This window comes from Providencia sp. PROV122 (assembly GCF_028482365.1).
GTDB lineage: Bacteria > Pseudomonadota > Gammaproteobacteria > Enterobacterales > Enterobacteriaceae > Providencia > Providencia stuartii.
In genome coordinates, this window is sequence record NZ_JAMPQI010000033.1 from 14141 (window position 1) to 33365 (window position 19225).

13 protein-coding genes are annotated in these 19225 nt (G+C 43.1%); 6 read left to right on the forward strand and 7 right to left on the reverse strand.

Annotated features, from left to right (window positions below):
- Positions 1-26: 26 nt before the first annotated feature.
- Positions 27-1031 (reverse strand): N-acetyl-gamma-glutamyl-phosphate reductase, encoded by a 1005-nt coding sequence (gene argC, locus PSE69_RS17885; protein WP_121875133.1) that lies wholly within the window; start codon positions 1029-1031, stop codon positions 27-29.
- A 101-nt stretch (positions 1032-1132) separates the two neighbouring features.
- Here argC and argE point away from each other — a divergent pair, with 101 nt between their 5' ends.
- Positions 1133-2287, forward strand: a complete 1155-nt coding sequence (argE, locus tag PSE69_RS17890; protein ID WP_104873155.1) for an acetylornithine deacetylase — start codon at positions 1133-1135, stop codon at positions 2285-2287.
- A 228-nt stretch (positions 2288-2515) separates the two neighbouring features.
- Entirely contained in the window at positions 2516-3400 is an 885-nt protein-coding gene (gene metF / locus PSE69_RS17895) for a methylenetetrahydrofolate reductase (RefSeq protein ID WP_004924579.1), read from the forward strand.
- 58 nt (positions 3401-3458) lie between these two features.
- Here metF and PSE69_RS17900 read toward each other — a convergent pair whose 3' ends face one another.
- The 5 genes from PSE69_RS17900 to metB all read right to left on the reverse strand — a co-directional run bounded on the left by PSE69_RS17900 (position 3459) and on the right by metB (position 12207).
- Positions 3459-4571, reverse strand: a complete 1113-nt coding sequence (locus PSE69_RS17900) for a TPM domain-containing protein (RefSeq protein WP_053110219.1) — start codon at positions 4569-4571, stop codon at positions 3459-3461.
- Positions 4568-5161: a LemA family protein gene (locus tag PSE69_RS17905; protein ID WP_004924584.1), complete on the reverse strand. Its 594-nt coding sequence runs from the start codon at positions 5159-5161 to the stop codon at positions 4568-4570. Before PSE69_RS17905 ends, PSE69_RS17900 begins: the two co-directional genes overlap by 4 nt.
- Before the next feature lie 399 nt (positions 5162-5560).
- Positions 5561-8200 carry a phosphoenolpyruvate carboxylase gene (gene ppc / locus PSE69_RS17910; RefSeq protein WP_004924587.1) on the reverse strand — a complete coding sequence of 880 codons (2640 nt, stop codon included), beginning with the start codon at positions 8198-8200 and terminating at the stop codon, positions 5561-5563.
- 393 nt (positions 8201-8593) lie between these two features.
- Positions 8594-11035, reverse strand: coding sequence for a bifunctional aspartate kinase/homoserine dehydrogenase II (locus PSE69_RS17915; RefSeq protein WP_272675304.1), 2442 nt, complete (start codon positions 11033-11035; stop codon positions 8594-8596).
- Positions 11036-11046: 11 nt separating this feature from the next.
- Positions 11047-12207, reverse strand: coding sequence for a cystathionine gamma-synthase (metB, locus tag PSE69_RS17920; protein ID WP_014657255.1), 1161 nt, complete (start codon positions 12205-12207; stop codon positions 11047-11049).
- Between the two features lie 314 nt (positions 12208-12521).
- On the opposite strand from metB, the gene metJ reads away from it, so the two are divergent.
- The 3 genes from metJ to PSE69_RS17935 all read left to right on the forward strand — a co-directional run bounded on the left by metJ (position 12522) and on the right by PSE69_RS17935 (position 16406).
- Positions 12522-12839, forward strand: a complete 318-nt coding sequence (metJ, locus tag PSE69_RS17925) for a met regulon transcriptional regulator MetJ (RefSeq protein ID WP_004924597.1) — start codon at positions 12522-12524, stop codon at positions 12837-12839.
- Between the two features lie 175 nt (positions 12840-13014).
- Positions 13015-13767 (forward strand): hypothetical protein, encoded by a 753-nt coding sequence (locus PSE69_RS17930; protein WP_004924598.1) that lies wholly within the window; start codon positions 13015-13017, stop codon positions 13765-13767.
- Between the two features lie 461 nt (positions 13768-14228).
- Positions 14229-16406: an autotransporter domain-containing protein gene (locus PSE69_RS17935; protein WP_121875134.1), complete on the forward strand. Its 2178-nt coding sequence runs from the start codon at positions 14229-14231 to the stop codon at positions 16404-16406.
- A gap of 100 nt (positions 16407-16506) precedes the next feature.
- On the opposite strand, the gene rpmE is transcribed toward PSE69_RS17935, so the two are convergent.
- Complete coding sequence (rpmE, locus tag PSE69_RS17940; RefSeq protein ID WP_004924604.1) at positions 16507-16722, reverse strand: 50S ribosomal protein L31; 216 nt, start codon at positions 16720-16722, stop codon at positions 16507-16509.
- 218 nt (positions 16723-16940) lie between these two features.
- Here rpmE and priA point away from each other — a divergent pair, with 218 nt between their 5' ends.
- Positions 16941-19139: a primosomal protein N' gene (gene priA, locus PSE69_RS17945; protein WP_004924606.1), complete on the forward strand. Its 2199-nt coding sequence runs from the start codon at positions 16941-16943 to the stop codon at positions 19137-19139.
- Positions 19140-19225: the final 86 nt, after the last annotated feature.

Genomic DNA, 19225 nt, shown 5'->3' on the forward strand with positions numbered 1-19225 from the left:
TTTATCCTTAAATAAGTTCGTTGGCACTAAAATAGTGATTGCGTTTCATTGAAACCGAAACGAATATTCATGCACTGCACAGCTTGCGCGGCAGCCCCTTTTAATAGGTTATCTTCTGTTCCGACTAAGATCAGGTACTCACCTTTTAACACAAAGCCGATATCACAAAACGGTGTGCCTACCACTGATTTCAGGGCAGGAACACCTTTTTCATACAAACGGACTAATGGCTTATTTTGATAAGCATCTTTGAATACTTGACGAATTTGTTCGTCTGTCACTCCGCGATTCACTTTGCAGGTAATGGTGGCCAAAATACCGCGTGAAAAATTCCCCAAGTGCGGAGTAAAAATAACTTCACGACCTAAATGGGTTGCAATTTCGGGTTGATGGCGATGCGTGAAGATGCCATAGGGTTGTAAACTCACTTCACAAAAACTGTTAGTCATTGACGCCTTACGACCTGCCCCAGAAACACCACTCGTCGCATTAATCACTGGCCACATATGGTCATCGAGTAACTTGGCGTCGATCAGTGGTTTTAGTGCTAATTGAGAAACCGTTGGATAACACCCCGGCACGGCAATTAACTGTGCTTGACGAATTTTATCGGCTTGCCACTCAGCTAAACCGTAAACTGCTTGATTTAACCACTGACTGTTTGTATGTTCGAAACCATAATATTTCGGATAGAAAGCGGCATCTTGAACACGATAAGCCCCAGACAGATCAAATACGACACACCCTGCTTCTAGGAACTGAGGCGCAATGTCATGGCTAACTTCGTGAGCGGTTGCAAGAAAGACAACATCAATACCTTGTGCCGCGGCTGCAACATCGGTTAATGGCAACACGGGCATATCGATAATGCCTTTATACTGGGGATGCAACTCAGAGAAGCACTTACCTGCATCAGCACTTTGCGCTGAAACCATCAATCCCTGAAGGTTTATTTCAGGATGACGCTGCAGATAGGCTGCCAATTCCGCTCCAGTATAACCACTGGCCCCGATAATGAGTGTGTTCAACATAGATTTCTACCTTGTGCTCGTGACCCAAACAGTTTAATGTGTATTTTTATTCAAATAAAGTGCATGAATATTGATACTATTATGGATAAAGGCTGTCAACAGTGAATATTAAATTACCTGCATTTATTGAGATTTATCGCCAATTAATTGCCACTCCTTCTATCAGTGCTACTGATGCGCAACTCGATCAGAGTAATAAAGCCTTAGTAGAATTACTGGGTGGATGGCTGGAAACCCTCGGATTTACGGTCAATATTCAACCTGTACCGGATACCCGTGATAAATACAACCTACTTGCCTCAATAGGGGAAGGAAATGGCGGCCTAATGCTGTGTGGGCATACCGATACAGTTCCTTTTGATGAAGGGCGTTGGAGTAAAAACCCTTTTGCGCTATCAGAGCATGACGGCAAGTTATACGGTCTCGGCACTGCCGACATGAAAGGTTTTTTCGCTTTCATTGTCGATGCCTTACGTGATATTGATACCCGTAAATTAACTCGCCCATTGCATATACTTGCAACCGCAGATGAAGAAACCTCAATGGCAGGCGCGCGTTACTTTGCAGCCAGTACACAACTTCGTCCTGATTTTGCCATTATTGGGGAGCCGACCTCATTACAACCGATACGTGCGCACAAAGGGCATATTTCGAATGCCATCCGTATTACGGGGCAATCAGGTCATTCAAGCGACCCAGAAAGAGGCGTGAATGCTATCGAATTAATGCATGAGTCTATTTCACATCTGATGACGCTACGTAATACATTAAAAGAGCGTTATAACAATCCTGCTTTTGTGATCCCTTACCCGACGATGAATTTTGGTCATATTCATGGGGGTGATGCGGCTAACCGTATTTGTGGATGCTGTGAATTACATATGGATATTCGTCCATTGCCGGGGCTGACCTTGCAAGATTTGGATGAGCTATTAAATGAGACGTTGGAGCCTGTAAAAGCAAGATGGCCAGGACGCTTAACAATTGAGTCTCTCCATCCCCCTATTCCTGGGTATGAGTGCCCAACGGATCATAAAATGGTGGCTGTGATTGAACAGTTACTGGGTCAGAAAGCTGAGACGGTCAACTATTGCACTGAAGCGCCGTTTATTCAGGCGCTATGTCCGACACTTGTGCTCGGCCCTGGCTCGATTGAGCAAGCGCATCAACCTGATGAGTTTATCGATATGAAATTTATTGAACCGACTCGCCAACTGCTCAGCCAACTGATCGAACATTTCTGCCTGACTGAATAAAAATGTGTTGCGCGCAATAACTTCGGGTTATTGCGCCATTTGTTAACATGAATTTTTTTCCAGTTACGACTGAAAAACCCTCACAACACTATTTCATTTAAGTGTTGACTCTGCATGAATATCCGGTAATCTTTGTTTAGACGTCTAAACGTATAGACACTTAAATGGATATAATAAACTATCGATACCATAATGGTTTCGCTATATACAAAGTCATGAGGTCAGGGTATGAGTTTCTTTCACGCAAATCAGCGCGAAGCGCTAAATCAAAATTTAGCTGAATTAGATGGACAAATTAATGTCTCTTTTGAATTTTTTCCGCCGCGCACTGAAGAGATGGAACAGACCCTTTGGAAATCTATTGATAGGTTGAAAAACCTCAAACCAAAATTTGTCTCTGTTACTTATGGCGCAAACTCAGGTGAGCGTGATAGAACCCATAGCATTATTAAAGATATCAAAGAAAAAACAGGGTTAATCGCTGCGCCTCATTTAACCTGTATCGATGCAACACGCGATGAACTCAGAGAAATAGCACGTGATTATTGGAACAGCGGCATCCGCCAAATTGTTGCATTACGCGGTGATCTTCCCGATAACAGCCGTAAGCCAGATATGTATGCAGCCGATCTCGTTGAGCTGCTCAAAGCAGAGGCAGATTTTGATATCTCCGTAGCGGCTTATCCCGAAGTGCACCCTGAGGCCAAAAGTGCACAGGCTGACTTAATTAGTTTGAAAAAGAAAATTGATGCAGGAGCCAACCGTGCGATTACGCAATTTTTCTTTGATGTAGAAAGTTATTTGCGTTTTCGTGACCGCTGCGTCGCAACAGGTATTGATGTTGAAATTGTCCCCGGTATTTTACCTGTTTCAAATTTCCGCCAACTTGAGCGGTTTGCCAAACTAACCAATGTACGAATTCCATCATGGATGAGTAGAATGTACGAAGGCCTTGATAATGACCCTGAAAGCCGTAATTTGGTGGGTGCTTCAATCGCCATGGATATGGTGAAAATTTTAAGCCGTGAAGGGGTGAAAGATTTTCACTTTTACACCTTAAACCGTTCTGAACTCACATATGCGATTTGCCACACGCTTGGTGTAAGGCCATAGCCTCTATCTCCAAATAGTATGAAGGCCGCACTTTGCGACCTTCATACATCTTGTTTTATTACCAACTCCCTGACGCACCACCACCGCCACTGGATCCACCACCACCTCCGCTGGAGCTATCACTTGATGAACTCGATGAACTCGATGAACTCGATGAACTCGAAAAGTCTGATGAGCTAAAAGAAGAAGAGGGTAAATAATAGTAACGGCAAATATCATGCCATTCCCGTCGTTGTTGTCGGTAAGTAGGCGAAATGGTATGGATCACAAGAAACAGTATTGGAGTAGCAAACATGCTCCCTACCACAAAAAATAGCGCCACAAACAGGAATAAAATAGGGCTAAAATCTCCTTCTAGCCATATCGCCAATAACATGAGTGCTAAATAATAGAGTATCGTCATCAACAAGGTACTAAATAACGAAGGAAAGTAGTATTTATATTGATAATACTTTTTCAGCTTGGCTAACTGTTTCTGTTTCTTTGCCCGTTTGGATTTACTCGCATACTCTATGCTATAAATTTCTTTTTCAAGATATAGCCGACGCTTTTTAGTACCATAAAATAACATCGTAAAATAAGCTGCGATAAATGATATAAAATAGAAAAGCTTATAATGTTCTACACTCTTTGGTAGCACAATTCCATTATGCACTTCCCCCATTTGATAGTCTGGTGCCTCATTCATCACATTAATCGCACGAGATACGCCATTTTGGATCCCAGCGTAATACTGGTTGTCTTTAAAATCAGGTATCATACTTTGACGAATGATACGCCCAGCAATCGCATCGGTCATGACCCCTTCATAACCATACCCAACTTCAAAGCGCATATTGCGATCGTCTATCGATACAACCAGCAATACACCATTATTTTTGCCTTTTTGGCCTAACCCCCAACGATTAAACGCGCGTAATGAAAATTGTTCTATTGTTTCATTACCTGTAGTTGGAACAATATAAACAACAAATTGTGTGCCATCACCACGCTGCTTTTCAAAATTTAATAACTGGCTATTTAAAGTGTGGTATTGCGACTCACTTAATAGGCCTGCACGGTCGAGCACCCTATCACTACCCAATGCAGGGAGTTGGATTCGCTGCGTAGCCCAGCTTCCACTGCTAAATACACAGAACAATAATAGCCAGATCACATGCCGATATTTCAATTAAAATCCACCGTAGGTACTGTTTTTATCGCCTGTTCGTTATCTGCTTTAAAATTCGCTTTTGCAGAATACCCAAAATAACTTGCAATCAAGTTGCTAGGAAACTTTCTGATTTGTGTATTGTATTGACGAACGGCTTCAATATAACGACCCCTTGCAACGGTAATACGATTTTCAGCGCCTTCCAGTTGCGTCATTAAATCTTGATATAATGGGCTGGCTTTAAGATCAGGATAACTTTCCGATATGGCTAATAAACGGGATAATGATTGCCCTAATTGTGCTTGTGCTTTTTGATACTCCGCTAAAATAGCCGGATCTGATAATGCACTTGCATCCACTTTAATTTGCCCCACTTCCGTCCTTAATTTCACAACTTCCATGAGAACTTTATTTTCATAACCAGAGTAACCTTTTACCGTATTGACTAAATTCGGAATAAGATCAGCACGACGTTGATATTGGTTAATCACTTCGGATGCGGCAGCGTCAACAACCTCATCATTTTGCTGAATACTATTGTAGTTGGTAACGACAATGACCGAAATAATAATGATAAGAGCTAAAATGGAGATAATCAGTTTACGCATTGTGATGACACTCTATCCTTCGTATATCCATTGTTGAGCACAACAGAAATAAATTGAATCTGACCTACATTCATCATTCCATTAATTCATCGATAGAAAGTGAATAGTTTGATATATGAGCGAGCTAGCTCTATTTAGTACAGAACTAATCCCTATTTTAGCAACTTAACATAAATATTGGTAAAATTCTTGCCGCCGATTTAAATAAGATAAGCGATATCACGCGGTAAAACGAAATACAGAAAAATGTGTCGGACGCTGTCAATTATTCGTCAATAGATAAATAAAAAAGAAGGCCCCATTTCAACTTGGCAGCCTTCTTACTGTTGTCGTGCGTGATGTGATATTGCACATTTTATCGGCCAAACCAGCGAATTGATCTGGCCAAAATATTATCTTCTAGCCGGTATTACGCATCCCCGCTGCAACACCTGCAATCGTCACCATCAACGCTTGCTCAACGCGAGGATCCGGATGCTCTTGCTGGCGAGAACGGTGTAGTAGCTCGGCCTGTAAAACGTTTAACGGGTCCGTATAAACATTACGTAAAGCAATTGACTCCGCAATCCAAGGTAAGTCTGCCATTAAGGCTTCATCTTTGGACACCGCCAGCACACTCTTAATATCTTCAGAGAGCTGCTCACGTAATTTCACACCCAGAGGCCAAAGGCGCTCCTCCACTAAACGGTGATCATAATATTCAGCCAGCCACAAGTCAGCCTTCGCATAAACCATTTCCAGCATGGCGATACGGGTATTAAAGAACGGCCATTGTTGCCACATTTCATCTAATATGGCTTGTTTGCCTTCTTTCTCAATCACATATTTTAACGCTGCTCCCGCCCCTAACCAAGCAGGCAACATGAGGCGATTTTGTGTCCATGCAAAAATCCATGGGATCGCACGTAATGTCTCAACGCCCCCCGTTGGACGGCGTTTTGCCGGACGAGACCCCAACGGCAACTTGCCTAATTCTAGCTCTGGTGTTGCAGCGCGGAAGTAAGGTACAAAATCAGGCTGCTCACGAACATAATCACGGTACATCGCACAAGAAACGTCAGAGAGGGTATCCATCACTGATTTCCACTCTTGTTTTGGCTCCGGTGGCGGCAGTAAATTAGCTTCTAAAATCGCGCTTGCATACAGCGCAAGGCTGCTAATCGCCACTTGTGGTAGACCAAACTTAAAGCGGATCATTTCACCTTGTTCAGTCACTCGTAATCCCCCTTTCAGGCTGCCTGGCGGTTGTGACAAGAGTGCTGAATGAGCGGGCGCACCACCACGGCCAATAGTGCCTCCACGTCCATGGAACAAGGTTAAAGTGACCCCTTCTTTGTCGCACAACTTAATCAGCGCATCTTGTGCACGATATTGCGCCCATGATGCCGCCATCACCCCAGCATCTTTTGCCGAATCAGAGTAGCCAATCATGACCATTTGGCGGTCATCAATCAGCTCACGATACCACTCAATGCTCAAGAGTTTTTGCATAACACTTTCAGCATTATTCAAATCTTCAAGTGTTTCAAACAGAGGTGCGACAGGCAGGCGAACGGATGCCCCCGCCTCTTTGAGGAGCAATTTAACGGCCAGAACATCGGAAGGAACTTTCGCCATCGAAATGACGTAAGCTGCGATGGAGTCATTTTTCGATTCTGCGATCACGCGGCAAGTTTCAAATACTTCTGCCGTTTCAGGGCTTGGTTGCCAATGACGAGGGATCAACGGCCGACGAGATTGTAATTCAGACAGTAAAAAGGCTTGTTTTTCCTCTTCACTCCAAGCTGCATAATCCCCTAACCCAAGATATTGCGTTAATTCAGCAAGCGCTTCTGTATGGCGAGTACTTTCTTGGCGAACGTCAATGCGAACGAGTTGCAAGCCAAAACTCCGTATACGACGTAACGTATCGAGTAACTGCCCATTCGCAATAATGCTCATACCACAGGCCATTAACGATTGATAACAGGCATATAGTGGATCCCACAATTGGGCATTGTCGGTCAGTAAATCGGCTGGTGGTAGTGCTTGTTCGCCTTTTACCTTGCGTTCTAAATACTCTAATGTGGAAAAGAGTTGGCTACGCAAATTTTTTGCAATTTGCCGGTAAGGTTCATCTACCTCATCTCCCCCAGCGAGCGCCCGTAACTCAGGTGTCGCTTCGGTCATGGACAGTTCAGAAACCAACACTTGGATATCTTTTAAAAAGAGATCTGCGGCTTTCCAACGGCTAAGTAGTAATACATGGCGAGTCACTTCCGCAGTCACATTCGGGTTACCGTCGCGGTCTCCTCCCATCCAAGAAGTAAAACGAATTGGGTTTGCTTCGACGGGCAGTTCAGCACCAATTGAGTCTTCTAATTGCTCATTAAATTCACGTAGGAAAGCCGGAACCGCTTCCCAAAGTGAGTTTTCAACTACGGCGAAACCCCATTTGGCTTCATCAATTGGCGTTGGACGTATTTTACGGATTTCGTCAGTGTGCCACGACTGAGCGACCAACTGGCGTAAACGACGCATGATATTGTTGCGTTCGTAATCAGCCAGATCATCATGATCGAGTTGTGATAAGCAGGTATTCACTTCAACCAATTTATGGATCAAGGTGCGGCGTGCGATTTCAGTAGGATGGGCCGTTAGCACCAATTCGATCGACAGTTGGTTAACCGCTTGACGAAGATCACTATCGGTAAAGTTTTTCTCTTTTAAACGACTAAACAGCTTTTTAAGTGCCACAGGGTTACTCGCTGCTTCACCATGTGGCGAAATGCTATGATATTGTTCGGCAACGTTTGTCAGGTTCAAAAATTGGTTAAATGCTCTTGCAACCGGTAATAGTTCATCATTAGATAGGTTTTGCAGTGTCATCAACAGCTTTTGGCGTTGTACTTCATTGCCTGCACGCGATGATTTTGACAACTTACGAATTGATTCGACTTTATCGAGGATATCCTCACCTAATGCTTCCTTGATTGTGTCGCCAAGTAGCTTACCCAGCATACTGACATTACTGCGCATTGCGGAATATTGCTGATTCATGAGACTCCTGACCTTGTGCTTTTGGCAGAATGCTACCCCGACCTAAGTTTGCTGACGGTTAACAAACTGCGACCTAATTTCCTGTAATTAAATTTCAACCAACTGCGATAGAATTATTGTTTTGTGATGCAGTCGCCAAATTTTACCCTTGCCTCTATATAGATATCAGAAAAAAAGCGCTTTGGGGGATTTTTCTGAAATTTAATTACACCCTCATTCTTATTAGTTTTTCTTATTTAAGTCTTGTTTTAGCGCAATATATTGTCGATTCAGCACTTTTAAGACATGAATCTTGCTTAAGATTTAAATCATCAGAACAAAAAGGCAAAAAATAAAGAGGAAAAAATTAAGCGGTAGATAGGCACCGTCGCCGATGCCTATCTTTAAACGAAATTAAAGTAGTTGTGAAAGGCGATTAAGGTCGGATTGGATCGCCCCCGCGGTAACATCACGACCAGCGCCGGGCCCCCGTATGACTAATGGATTATCGCGATACCAACGACTTTCAATAGCAAACACATTATCACCCGGCAGCAGCGATGACAGTGGATGATCAGGCTTAACTGCCTCTACACCAACCCGAGCACGCCCTTTTACCGCATCAAACCGTGCAACATAACGCAACACCATTCCCATTTCTTGAGCCGCTTCTAAACGTTGCTGCATCTGCTCATTGATAACTGCACTATTTTCAAAGAACTCATCCAAAGAGCCAGACTCTGCTTGGGCAGGTACTAATGATTCAACACGCACATCACTCGGCTCAATTTCATAACCTGCTTCACGCGCTAAGATGATCAATTTACGCATCACATCTTGCCCTGAAAGGTCAATGCGGGGATCTGGCTCCGTCAAACCTTGCTGCCATGCTTGTTCCACTAATTCACTAAACGGCACTGAGCCATCGAATTGTAAAAACAGCCACGATAACGTCCCTGAGAAAATACCACTTATCGCTAAGATGGCATCACCACTCTCTTTCAGGTCACGTACCGTATAGTTAATGGGTAACCCAGCCCCAACTGTCGCGTTATATAACCAATGGCGGCCAGTTTTCGTAAAAGCATCACGTATTTGACGATATTGTTGGGTTTGTGCGGCTCCCGCAATTTTGTTCGCACTGATGACATGGAACCCATAGCTGGCAAAATCCACATAGCTTTCAGCAAGAGATTCGCTCGCGGTCACATCAAGCACGACTAGATCATCATATGGATGGGCGCGCATCCATAAAAATAGATTATCATCTTCATGCTCGACAGCTTCATCATCAAAGAAAGCGAGTGCACGGCTTGGATCAATGCCTTGATAATTCAGTAAACTACGGCGGCTATCGACTACCCCTGCTAGGACAAAATCAAAATCACTGCGTGCCGAGATATTTGGTTGCTCGGCAGCAAAAAGTTCCAACCAACGCGCACCAATGTTACCCTTCCCAAACAAGACTAAGCCAATGCGTTTTTCAGCACGGAAGAGGCTTTGGTGCATACCTTGAATTAAAGGGTCAGTCTGGTTTGAACGCAATACTGCGACGAGGCTGATCCCCTCTTCTGAGTGCCAAACAAACTCGACAGGTTGATCTTTTAACTCCTCATAGAAACGATGGCTATGCAGTGGGTTCTTGCACACCCCAGCCCCCACCAATGCAACTAATGAAAAACCTTCACGAAGTGATAAGGTGCCCGGTAACCCAGCTTCTTCTAAAACATTCAGTGCACTTTCAACCACTTCTGAGGTATAGCAGAATTGTAATAAGTTCCTATCTGAGTGGATGCCATGAGCCAGTGGCCGTAACTGAGTACGTTTTAATAATAAGTCGATATCTTTATATATCTGATTAAAATAGCACCCCTGTGCCAGCCTCAACTCAATTAGGCAAACATCATCATGGCTAGTGACTATTTTAGCACCTGTTCCTGAAGCCAAAACACGCTCAATCTTTGTCGAACCCTGCTCAGGCTGATAGCTACATCTTAACTGTAGATCGATATTACTGACGGAAACGGGTTGCAACGTGCGAGTGTGCAGCACCGGCGCAGCAAGACGAGCCAACTCACTTGCCTCATCCAGCCGCAACAATGGCAGTAAACATGCGTCTTTGATTTTACGAGGATCCGCACTGTAAACCCCCGCCACATCACTCCAAATGGTGACTTTCTCGACCCCTGCTAATGCGCCGACTTGTGTTGCAGAGTAATCGCTCCCATTACGCCCTAGTAGAACAGTCTCTCCCGCATGGTTACGAGAAATAAACCCTGTAACAACAAGGCGATGCTGAGGATATTGCACTAAAATCTGTTGTAATAAATGGCGTGATTGCGATTCATCGACCTGAGGCTGAGCCGCTCTTTCTGCACGTAAAAACATACGTGCATCAAGCCAAGCACTTTGCATACCCGCCTCTTCTAATACTGCCGACATGAGACGAGCAGACCAAATTTCACCATGACCGACCACTTCAGCGTAAGAAGCATCATTAATAGGTTTATCTAACAAAGCGCTTAAGCGTTCGAGATCTTCAACAAACTGGCGATTTAATTGTTCTGCTTTTTCTTCAGGCAATAGCCCATGGATCAATTCTTGCTGATAGCGACGTAAATATTGTTGAACTTGATGAGCCGAAATGCGATCACTTTGGCTCAATTTCAACCAATTAATAAGCTGATTTGTTGTACTTCCAGCGGCGGACACGACCATTAAGTCACCAGATTGGCTATAATTCGCCATAATGTTGGCAACTCGCTGATAACATTTTACATCGGCTAAACTACTACCCCCAAACTTATGTAACTGGCGATGGCATGGCCCCGCCTCGACTGCTGTCAGTACACTCATCAAATACTCCACTAACGTTGTGCTGCTATCCTAAATGCATTGTCTAAATCTGCAATGAGATCTTGGCTATCTTCGATGCCCACAGAAATGCGCAATAAACTATCTGTGATCCCTGCTGCCGCCCGAGCCTCCGCCGACATACCTGCATGTGTCATGGTGGCAGTATGCGAAATAAGCGTTTCAACACCACCTAATGACTCAGCAAGTGTAAATAATGACAGTGTGCTCAAAAACCGACGTAACTGTTGTTCATCGCCATTAAATTCAAAACTCAACATCGCCCCAAAACCTTTTTGCTGTTTCACAGCAAGATCATGGCCGATATGATCTGCTAACCCAGGATAATATAACTTTTTCACCAACGGTTGGGCTTTAAGATAATTGACGATTTCTTGGGCGTTCGCCTGCTGCTGCTTAATTCTGGGTGACAGCGTTCTCATTCCTCTTAACAACAGATAACTATCAAATGCCCCACCAGTGACGCCAATATTATTCGCCCACCATGCTAATTCTATGGCCCATTTTTCCTCTTTGGCAATCACTGCCCCCGCAATAATATCTGAATGACCATTAAGATATTTTGTACAAGAATGCACCACAAAATCGGCACCTAACGCGATAGGTTGTTGTAAGACAGGGCTTAAAAACGTGTTATCTACAACAACAAACGCCCCTGCATCATGCGCTAATCGTGCAATCTGCTCAATATCATAAATACTTAATAGTGGGTTACTTGGTGTTTCAATTAAGACTAACTTCGGCTTTTTCGCTAACGCCGCAAGAAGCTCTGATCGGTTATTTTGATTAATAAACTGAACCTGATAGGCTCCCCGTTGGTGCTGGCTATTAAATAAACGATAGCTCCCCCCATAACAATCATGTGGGGCTACCAAGAGATCACCCGGTTGCAGAAAAACAGTGCATAAAAGATGTAATGCCGACATGCCGCTGTTGGTCATTACCGCACCGCTGCCGCCTTCAAGTTGTGCAAGTGTCCTTTGCACAATATCGCGCCCAGGATTACCTCTACGCGAATAGTCATGAACTCGAGGCTCATTAAAGCCGGTAAAATTATAAGTACTCGATAGGTAAATAGGGGGCACGACGCAGCCAAACTGCGAGTCTTCATTTAATCCATTGTGAATAGCGATAGTCGACGGTTTGAGGGCCATAAACGCTTCTCCTGATTGACGGTGAGTCAAATAATACCCACTGGATGTTTGGACGTCAATATATCTAGACGTCTAAACCTCTTTACGTTTATATCAAGTAATGGAATAATCATCCCTAATGATTATGCGTAAATTGATTGTAATTTGCGCAATGTAAATTAACGCATTAATTTAAAACAGAAATTATGATAATTTATGTGATGCGTATACTAACTTATATGTCGGTTTGAGATCTGAGATTATTCATATTTGTTCTTTGAAAGATGACGGGCATATTATTTTTTTATTATTGATGAAACTAACCAAGGTAACTCATGGCTGAATGGAACGGTGAATATATCAGTCCGTATGCTGAGCATGGCAAAAAAAGTGAGCAAGTTAAAAAAATTACAGTCTCTATCCCATTAAAAGTGCTGAAAATTTTAACTGATGAGCGCACTCGTAGACAAATCAATAACTTGCGTCATGCAACGAACAGTGAATTACTGTGTGAAGCTTTCTTGCATGCCTTCACTGGACAGCCGCTGCCAAATGATGAAGATTTGCGTAAAGAGCGCAGTGATGAAATTCCTGAGGCTGCAAAAGAGATTATGCGTGAATTAGGTATTGACCCAGAAACTTGGGAATACTAAACGCTATCCCCTTATCTTATTCGTCTTAATTGGCGAAGGGTGATCAATCACTAAGATAAGGGGAATTATTCCTATTTATTTCTATTTCAGACTTTCCTTCAAGCTTTATTTTTTGTGCTTATTTACACTTTACGAGCTTCTTCCATAGAAAATAAAATACGTAAGGATTAAAGTTATGAGCTCCTATTTTCAAGCTACTGCGACGTTATTCGGTGCCGCTTTGTTGGTCACTACTGGCTGCTCTTCTTATCCACGACAAGTGGTAGACTCTCGCTCAGATGTGGCATATGAAGCACAATCTACATCCAGTGCAAAAACATTGGGTACACAATGGGGTGAAGATATCCGCTCTTCCGTCCAAGGTGTGACAGCCACTCGCATGACGAATCAACCCTATGATACTGTCACTATTTATTATCAAGGTGAACGCGTACCAAATCATGCTTACACCCAACCTTATATCAAGGTATTTCCTCTCTCTGTCGCAGTAATCAATGAGTATGGGCAACCAATGCCAATTTACCGCAATTCCCAAGGGCAATATAAACTGCCAGCCACTGAGGGTATGCGCTATACATTGCGGATCCTAAATAGCGATAGAAATAAAACTTATGAGGTAGTGACAACGGTCGACGGCCTTGATGTCCTCAATGGGCAAGCAGGTTCTTACCAAAATAATGGTTATTTAATTCGACCAGGCAAAAAACTGACCATTGAAGGTTTTCGCAAGAATAACAACCAAGTTGCCGCATTTCGTTTTGCAGCGCCTGAATCATCCTACGTGAATCAAAACGTACAAGGCGATGAACGAAATATTGGCGTTATCGGTATCGCTTTTTTTGAAGTGCGCGAAACCTTACCATTATGTGACGCTAATCCGTTCCCAGCGGATACACAATATGCACCGGCACCTTGCCGCAAGTATTAATAGCTATATAGGACAATTAGCGTATTAACCAATACGCTAATATTGGTGTAATATAAATTACTCATAATCTCCAAATTAAAATTAATTGTTTCTCATTAAAAACAGAAAAAAATCACTTTGTTAGATTAAAATTCAAAGTCACAAGCGATAAGTATCATTATTACTGATTTAATATTTTTCTTATTTACATTTCTATTATATAAAAAATACGCTTTTCTTTAGAAAAAAATATTTATATTGAGCACTATTCTTTCATAGACATCCTAAAACACAATATTCAACACCCTGATTCAGCTTATTATTTTGATTTAAACCCAAACTCAACATTAAACATTTTGTTTATTTTCCATTCTATTATAATGAACTAATAATTGTCGAGGTAATATTAGAACATTTACTTAATAAGTAATTTGATAACTCATTATCTCATTCTACTTCCTTCTATTATTACGTAATAAATTATGAGAAAAAATAAAATCAGCACATTTGTCGCTATTGGTATTTCATTACTAGCAGCACAAAGTTATGCGGCAGAAAAACCACTTGAAATAGAAAAGAAAATAAATTTGGATAACCGAAAAGGATTTTATTCTGAGGCATTGCATATTTCTGCAGATGGCAAAATCATTGTTATGAATCTTGCTAGCGATACGCAAAGAGACAATCTTTTCCGTTGGACTGAAAAAAGTGGTCTGGTGAGCTTAGGAACGCTGAAATCAGATAATAGTGGCAGCATATCAACCAATGGCATATCAAAAAATGGTTCAGTTATCATCGGTTATTCAGAGACTGACGATGGGCAAGGTAATGCATTTCGATGGACTGAAAAAACGGGGATACAAAGCTTAACCCCAAATGCACACTCCTATGCACAAGCTGTTTCTGATGACGGAAGCGTTATTACGGGCCAGATATTTACAAATGATGGCAGTCACTTAGGAAATGCCTTTATCTGGACTGAAGATAAGGGCATGCGTAGCTTAGGGACACTAAAAAGCGATAATTCAGGCCGTTCCGATCCTAATGGCATCTCTGCGGATGGTTCTACTATTGTCGGTGATTCAAGCACTGACAGTAATGCGATGAATGCTTTTAGATGGACAGAAAAGACAGGAATGCAGGGGTTAGGCACCTTAAAATCTGATGGTTCCGGTAACTCTGCAGCCAATGCGACTTCTGCAAATGGACTCGTTGTCGTTGGCTTCTCAGACACCGATAACAACCAAAATAATGCTTTCAGATGGACAGAAACCACAGGCATGATTAGCCTCGGTACACTTAGAGCGGATAAAAGTGGTCAGTCCAGTGCTGATTTTGTCTCAAAAGACGGCTCTGTTGTGGTTGGGAGTTCAGATAGTGAGTTTGCCCATGAACAACAAACTTTCCGTTGGACAGAAAAAACAGGCATGGTTAGCCTTGGTTCATTAAAAGCCGATAATTCTGGATTCTCCGAGGCTCTTGATATGAATGGGAGTGGTTCTGTGATTGTTGGCGAAGCCTATAATGATCACAATGAACTTAGTGCGTATCGCTGGTCTGAAAGTACAGGGATGGTTGGTTTAGGCACCCTAGCATCTGATAATAGAGGCTCCTCAACGGCATATGCCGTTTCCGAAGATGGCTTGATTATTGTTGGTGCCGCTCAAACAGATGAAGATGATATCCATGCAACCCTTTGGAAGATCAAGGGTTCAGAAACTGAACCGAATATCGTGACCGTTGACGCCACTCATTCAAGCTATGCAATGTCACGCACGGCAAACCGAGGGTTTAAAGTTCTCGATTTTTATCAAAGTAGTTTAAATCATTTAAGTAATAGCCGTTGCCAATTAGGCGACAGTAGCTACTGTGTTGGTCTTTTCTCTCAATATGATAGCCTAAGTGATAATCATCGCGTTGCAACTGGTCTGTATAGCGCATTACGTTTACCTGCTGAAAATTGGACTGTCGGTGCAGCAGTGAATTTTGCTCATAATACGACCTTAGCGGATAATTATGACACCCGAAACAATAGCCGCCCTGCTGTTGGTTTATTCACTCGCTATCAACAAAACCTGAATAACAACGGTCTATATGCAGACTTATCCGCTTCATATCTAAATCAAGATGTCCGTATCACTCGTGATACATTGAAAAATACAGAAGCAGGGGAAGGAAATGCAACAATCAAAGGCTATCAAGCACGCCTAAGTATTGGTTATGGTCTTCCATTAACCTCTCAGACGCGGTTAATGCCTGAAGTTGCTTTATCCTATAAAAAAATTAACCGTAGCAGCTATACCGAGACCAAAAATGCTGAATTTGCAGCAGAATATGGTCGTATGGGTAACAAACGTACCGACCTGCAATTAGGAATGAATATCAAACATAATCTCAATGAGGTATTCCAAGTAGATGGTAAGATTGGTACAGATATTAAACTCAATAGTGATCGTGATGCGTTTACGGGTTACATCCCTTATGTCGGTGCGTATACCTACGATAAAGGTGATGAGCGTACTGTTAACCCTTACGCAGTTGCAGGGCTCAATATTAACGTTACCCAAAACTCAACAATACGCACCAGTGTCGGTTGGCAACAAACTGACTACAAACATGACAGTGTAAATGTAGGTTTAGGCTATTCTTATCACTGGTAAGAACCCAATGGCTGGAAGGCGTTAAATGATTTTCAGCCATATTACCCCCATTAAAAAAGGGAAACTGAGTTTCCCTTTTTTTTGCATTTCACAGGCTTGATTACTTCTTCGCGCCTGGGATGCTGAAACGTTTGTTAAAGCGATCAACACGACCACCGGTAGCAACGTCACGCTGTTTACCAGTATAGAACGGGTGGCAGTTACCACAAACGTCCAGGTTCAATGAGTGACCTGCAGTTGAATTGATTTTCATAACATTACCGCAAGAACAAGTTGCAGTAACTTCTTCGTATTTAGGATGAATACCTTTTTTCATGGGAAAACCTCTATTAAGGCCGTGTCGCCATTCCAGCCCTAACGCCGGACACCACACGTCGTGTTGATTAAAAATGTTTTATTGGCAAAATTAGATACCAAAGGCGGCGGATCATACAGAAAATCTCTGTATCACGCAATGAAAACCACGTAGTTTTTATGGTACCCTAACAAAATAATGAAACTATTCTCGCACAAAAACCAGACGGAATTCCAGTTATGATCGTCGTTCAGGTGGCTTTACCTGTTCCTTTAAACCGCGCATTTGATTACCGCTTAGCGGATAACATGCCAATTCCACCGATTGGTAGCCGTGTTTTGGTGCCTTTTGGTAAACGGCAAGCACTCGGTGTTGTTGTGGATCATAGCCATAGCAGCGAACTTCCTGAAGATCAGCTAAAAACCGTTGACCTTGTGCTCGATCATGAAACCTTATTCCCCGATGACCTCTGGCAGCTATTGCTGTGGTCTGCACAATATTACCATTACCCTATTGGCGAAGTGTTGTTCCACGCACTCCCCATTTTGTTACGTCAGGGGAAACCGGCTGAATTTTCACCTATTTGGCAATGGCAAGCTACACCGCTCGGGCAAGAGTGTGACCTAAATACTTTAAAAGGTGCACCTAAGCAACAACAGGCACTCGCCCTACTACGCCGCCGCCCTGTGTATCGTCATCAAGTCAGTGAACTTGAATTGAGTGAAAATACGTTACGGACACTAAAAAAGAAAGATTATATCGAACTTTACCCCGTCCAACCCGTCACCGAAAAATGGCAGTCACAATTTGCCGTATGTGGCGAGCGTTTACGCCTTAATAGCGAGCAAGCCACCGCAGTTGGGGCCATTCGTGCAGAAGATGATCACTTTTCACCTTGGTTACTTGCAGGGATCACAGGTTCGGGTAAAACAGAAGTGTATCTCAGCGTATTAGAAAATATTCTCGCTCAGGGTAAACAAGCGTTAGTACTCGTTCCCGAAATTGGATTAACGCCACAGACCATTAGCCGATTCCGCGAGCGCTTTAATGCCCCCGTAGACGTTCTACATTCAGGTTTGAATGATAGTGAGCGCCTTGCTGTGTGGTTACGTGCGAAACAAGGTACCAACGCAATTGTGATTGGCACACGCTCCGCACTTTTTACCCCGTTTTCCCGTTTAGGGATCATCATTATTGATGAGGAGCACGATAGCTCTTATAAACAGCAAGATGGATGGCGTTATCATGCACGTGACCTTGCTGTATTTCGGGCCAAAAAAGAAAATATTCCCATTATTATGGGCACGGCAACGCCCTCTTTAGAAACCTTATATAATGTTCAGCAGAAAAAATATCGTCAGTTAAACTTAACATTACGGGCGGGTAATGCACGTCCTGCGACACAGCATCTTATCGACCTAAAAGGGCAGCCACTAAAGTTTGGTTTATCCCATTTATTGATTAAACATATCCAAGATCACCTCGCACAAAATAATCAGGTGATCCTTTTCCTAAACCGCCGAGGATATTCACCTGCGTTGCTCTGCCATGAGTGTGGCTGGATAGCTGAGTGTCAACGGTGTGATCACTATTATACCTTGCACCAACAATTCCATCAGTTACGCTGCCACCATTGTGATAGCCAAAAACCTATCCCCCGACAATGCCCTCAATGTGGCTCAACCCACCTTGTTCCTGTGGGGATGGGAACCGAGCAACTCGAAGAAGGGATCAATACGTTATTCCCCAATGTCCCTGTTACGCGTATTGACCGAGATACTACTAGCCGCAAGGGTGAATTAGAGCAGCATTTGAATGAGGTACACGCGGGTGGCGCGCGTATTCTCATTGGCACACAAATGCTAGCAAAAGGGCATCACTTCCCTGACGTCACCTTAGTTGCCTTACTGGATGTCGATGGGGCACTGTTTTCCAGTGATTTTAGAGCTGCCGAGCGCTTTGCTCAGCTTTATATACAAGTATCAGGTCGTGCTGGCCGAGCAGGTAAACAAGGGGAAGTATTTTTACAGACTCACCACCCTGAGCACCCACTATTACAGACCTTATTAGAAAATGGTTATGATGCGTTTACCCGTGAAGCGATGGACGAACGCCGCATCGCCATGTTGCCACCCTTTTCCAGCCATATTTTAATCCGTTCAGAAGATCACAATAATCAGGATTCAAGGCAGTTCTTACAGAAAGTCCGTCACTATATTTCTGAACATCCACACAGTGATTCACGCTTATGGATTTTAGGCCCCACCCCTGCCATTCAAGCTAAGCGTGGCGGGCGTTTTCGCTGGCAACTGCTTTTACAGCATCCATCACGAGGTTATTTGCAGCAATTTGCCGCACAAATTTTACCAGAGTTGCAGAGCCAGCCAGAAAGCCGCAAGGTGAAGTGGAATATTGACGTGGATCCAACGGACTGCTAGGGGATGGTGAAAGGTATTCAGCGCTTCGCCTCTCCTACTGCCATGATAAAATATCATTTCTTGATATTATTTAAGAGCTTGACCTC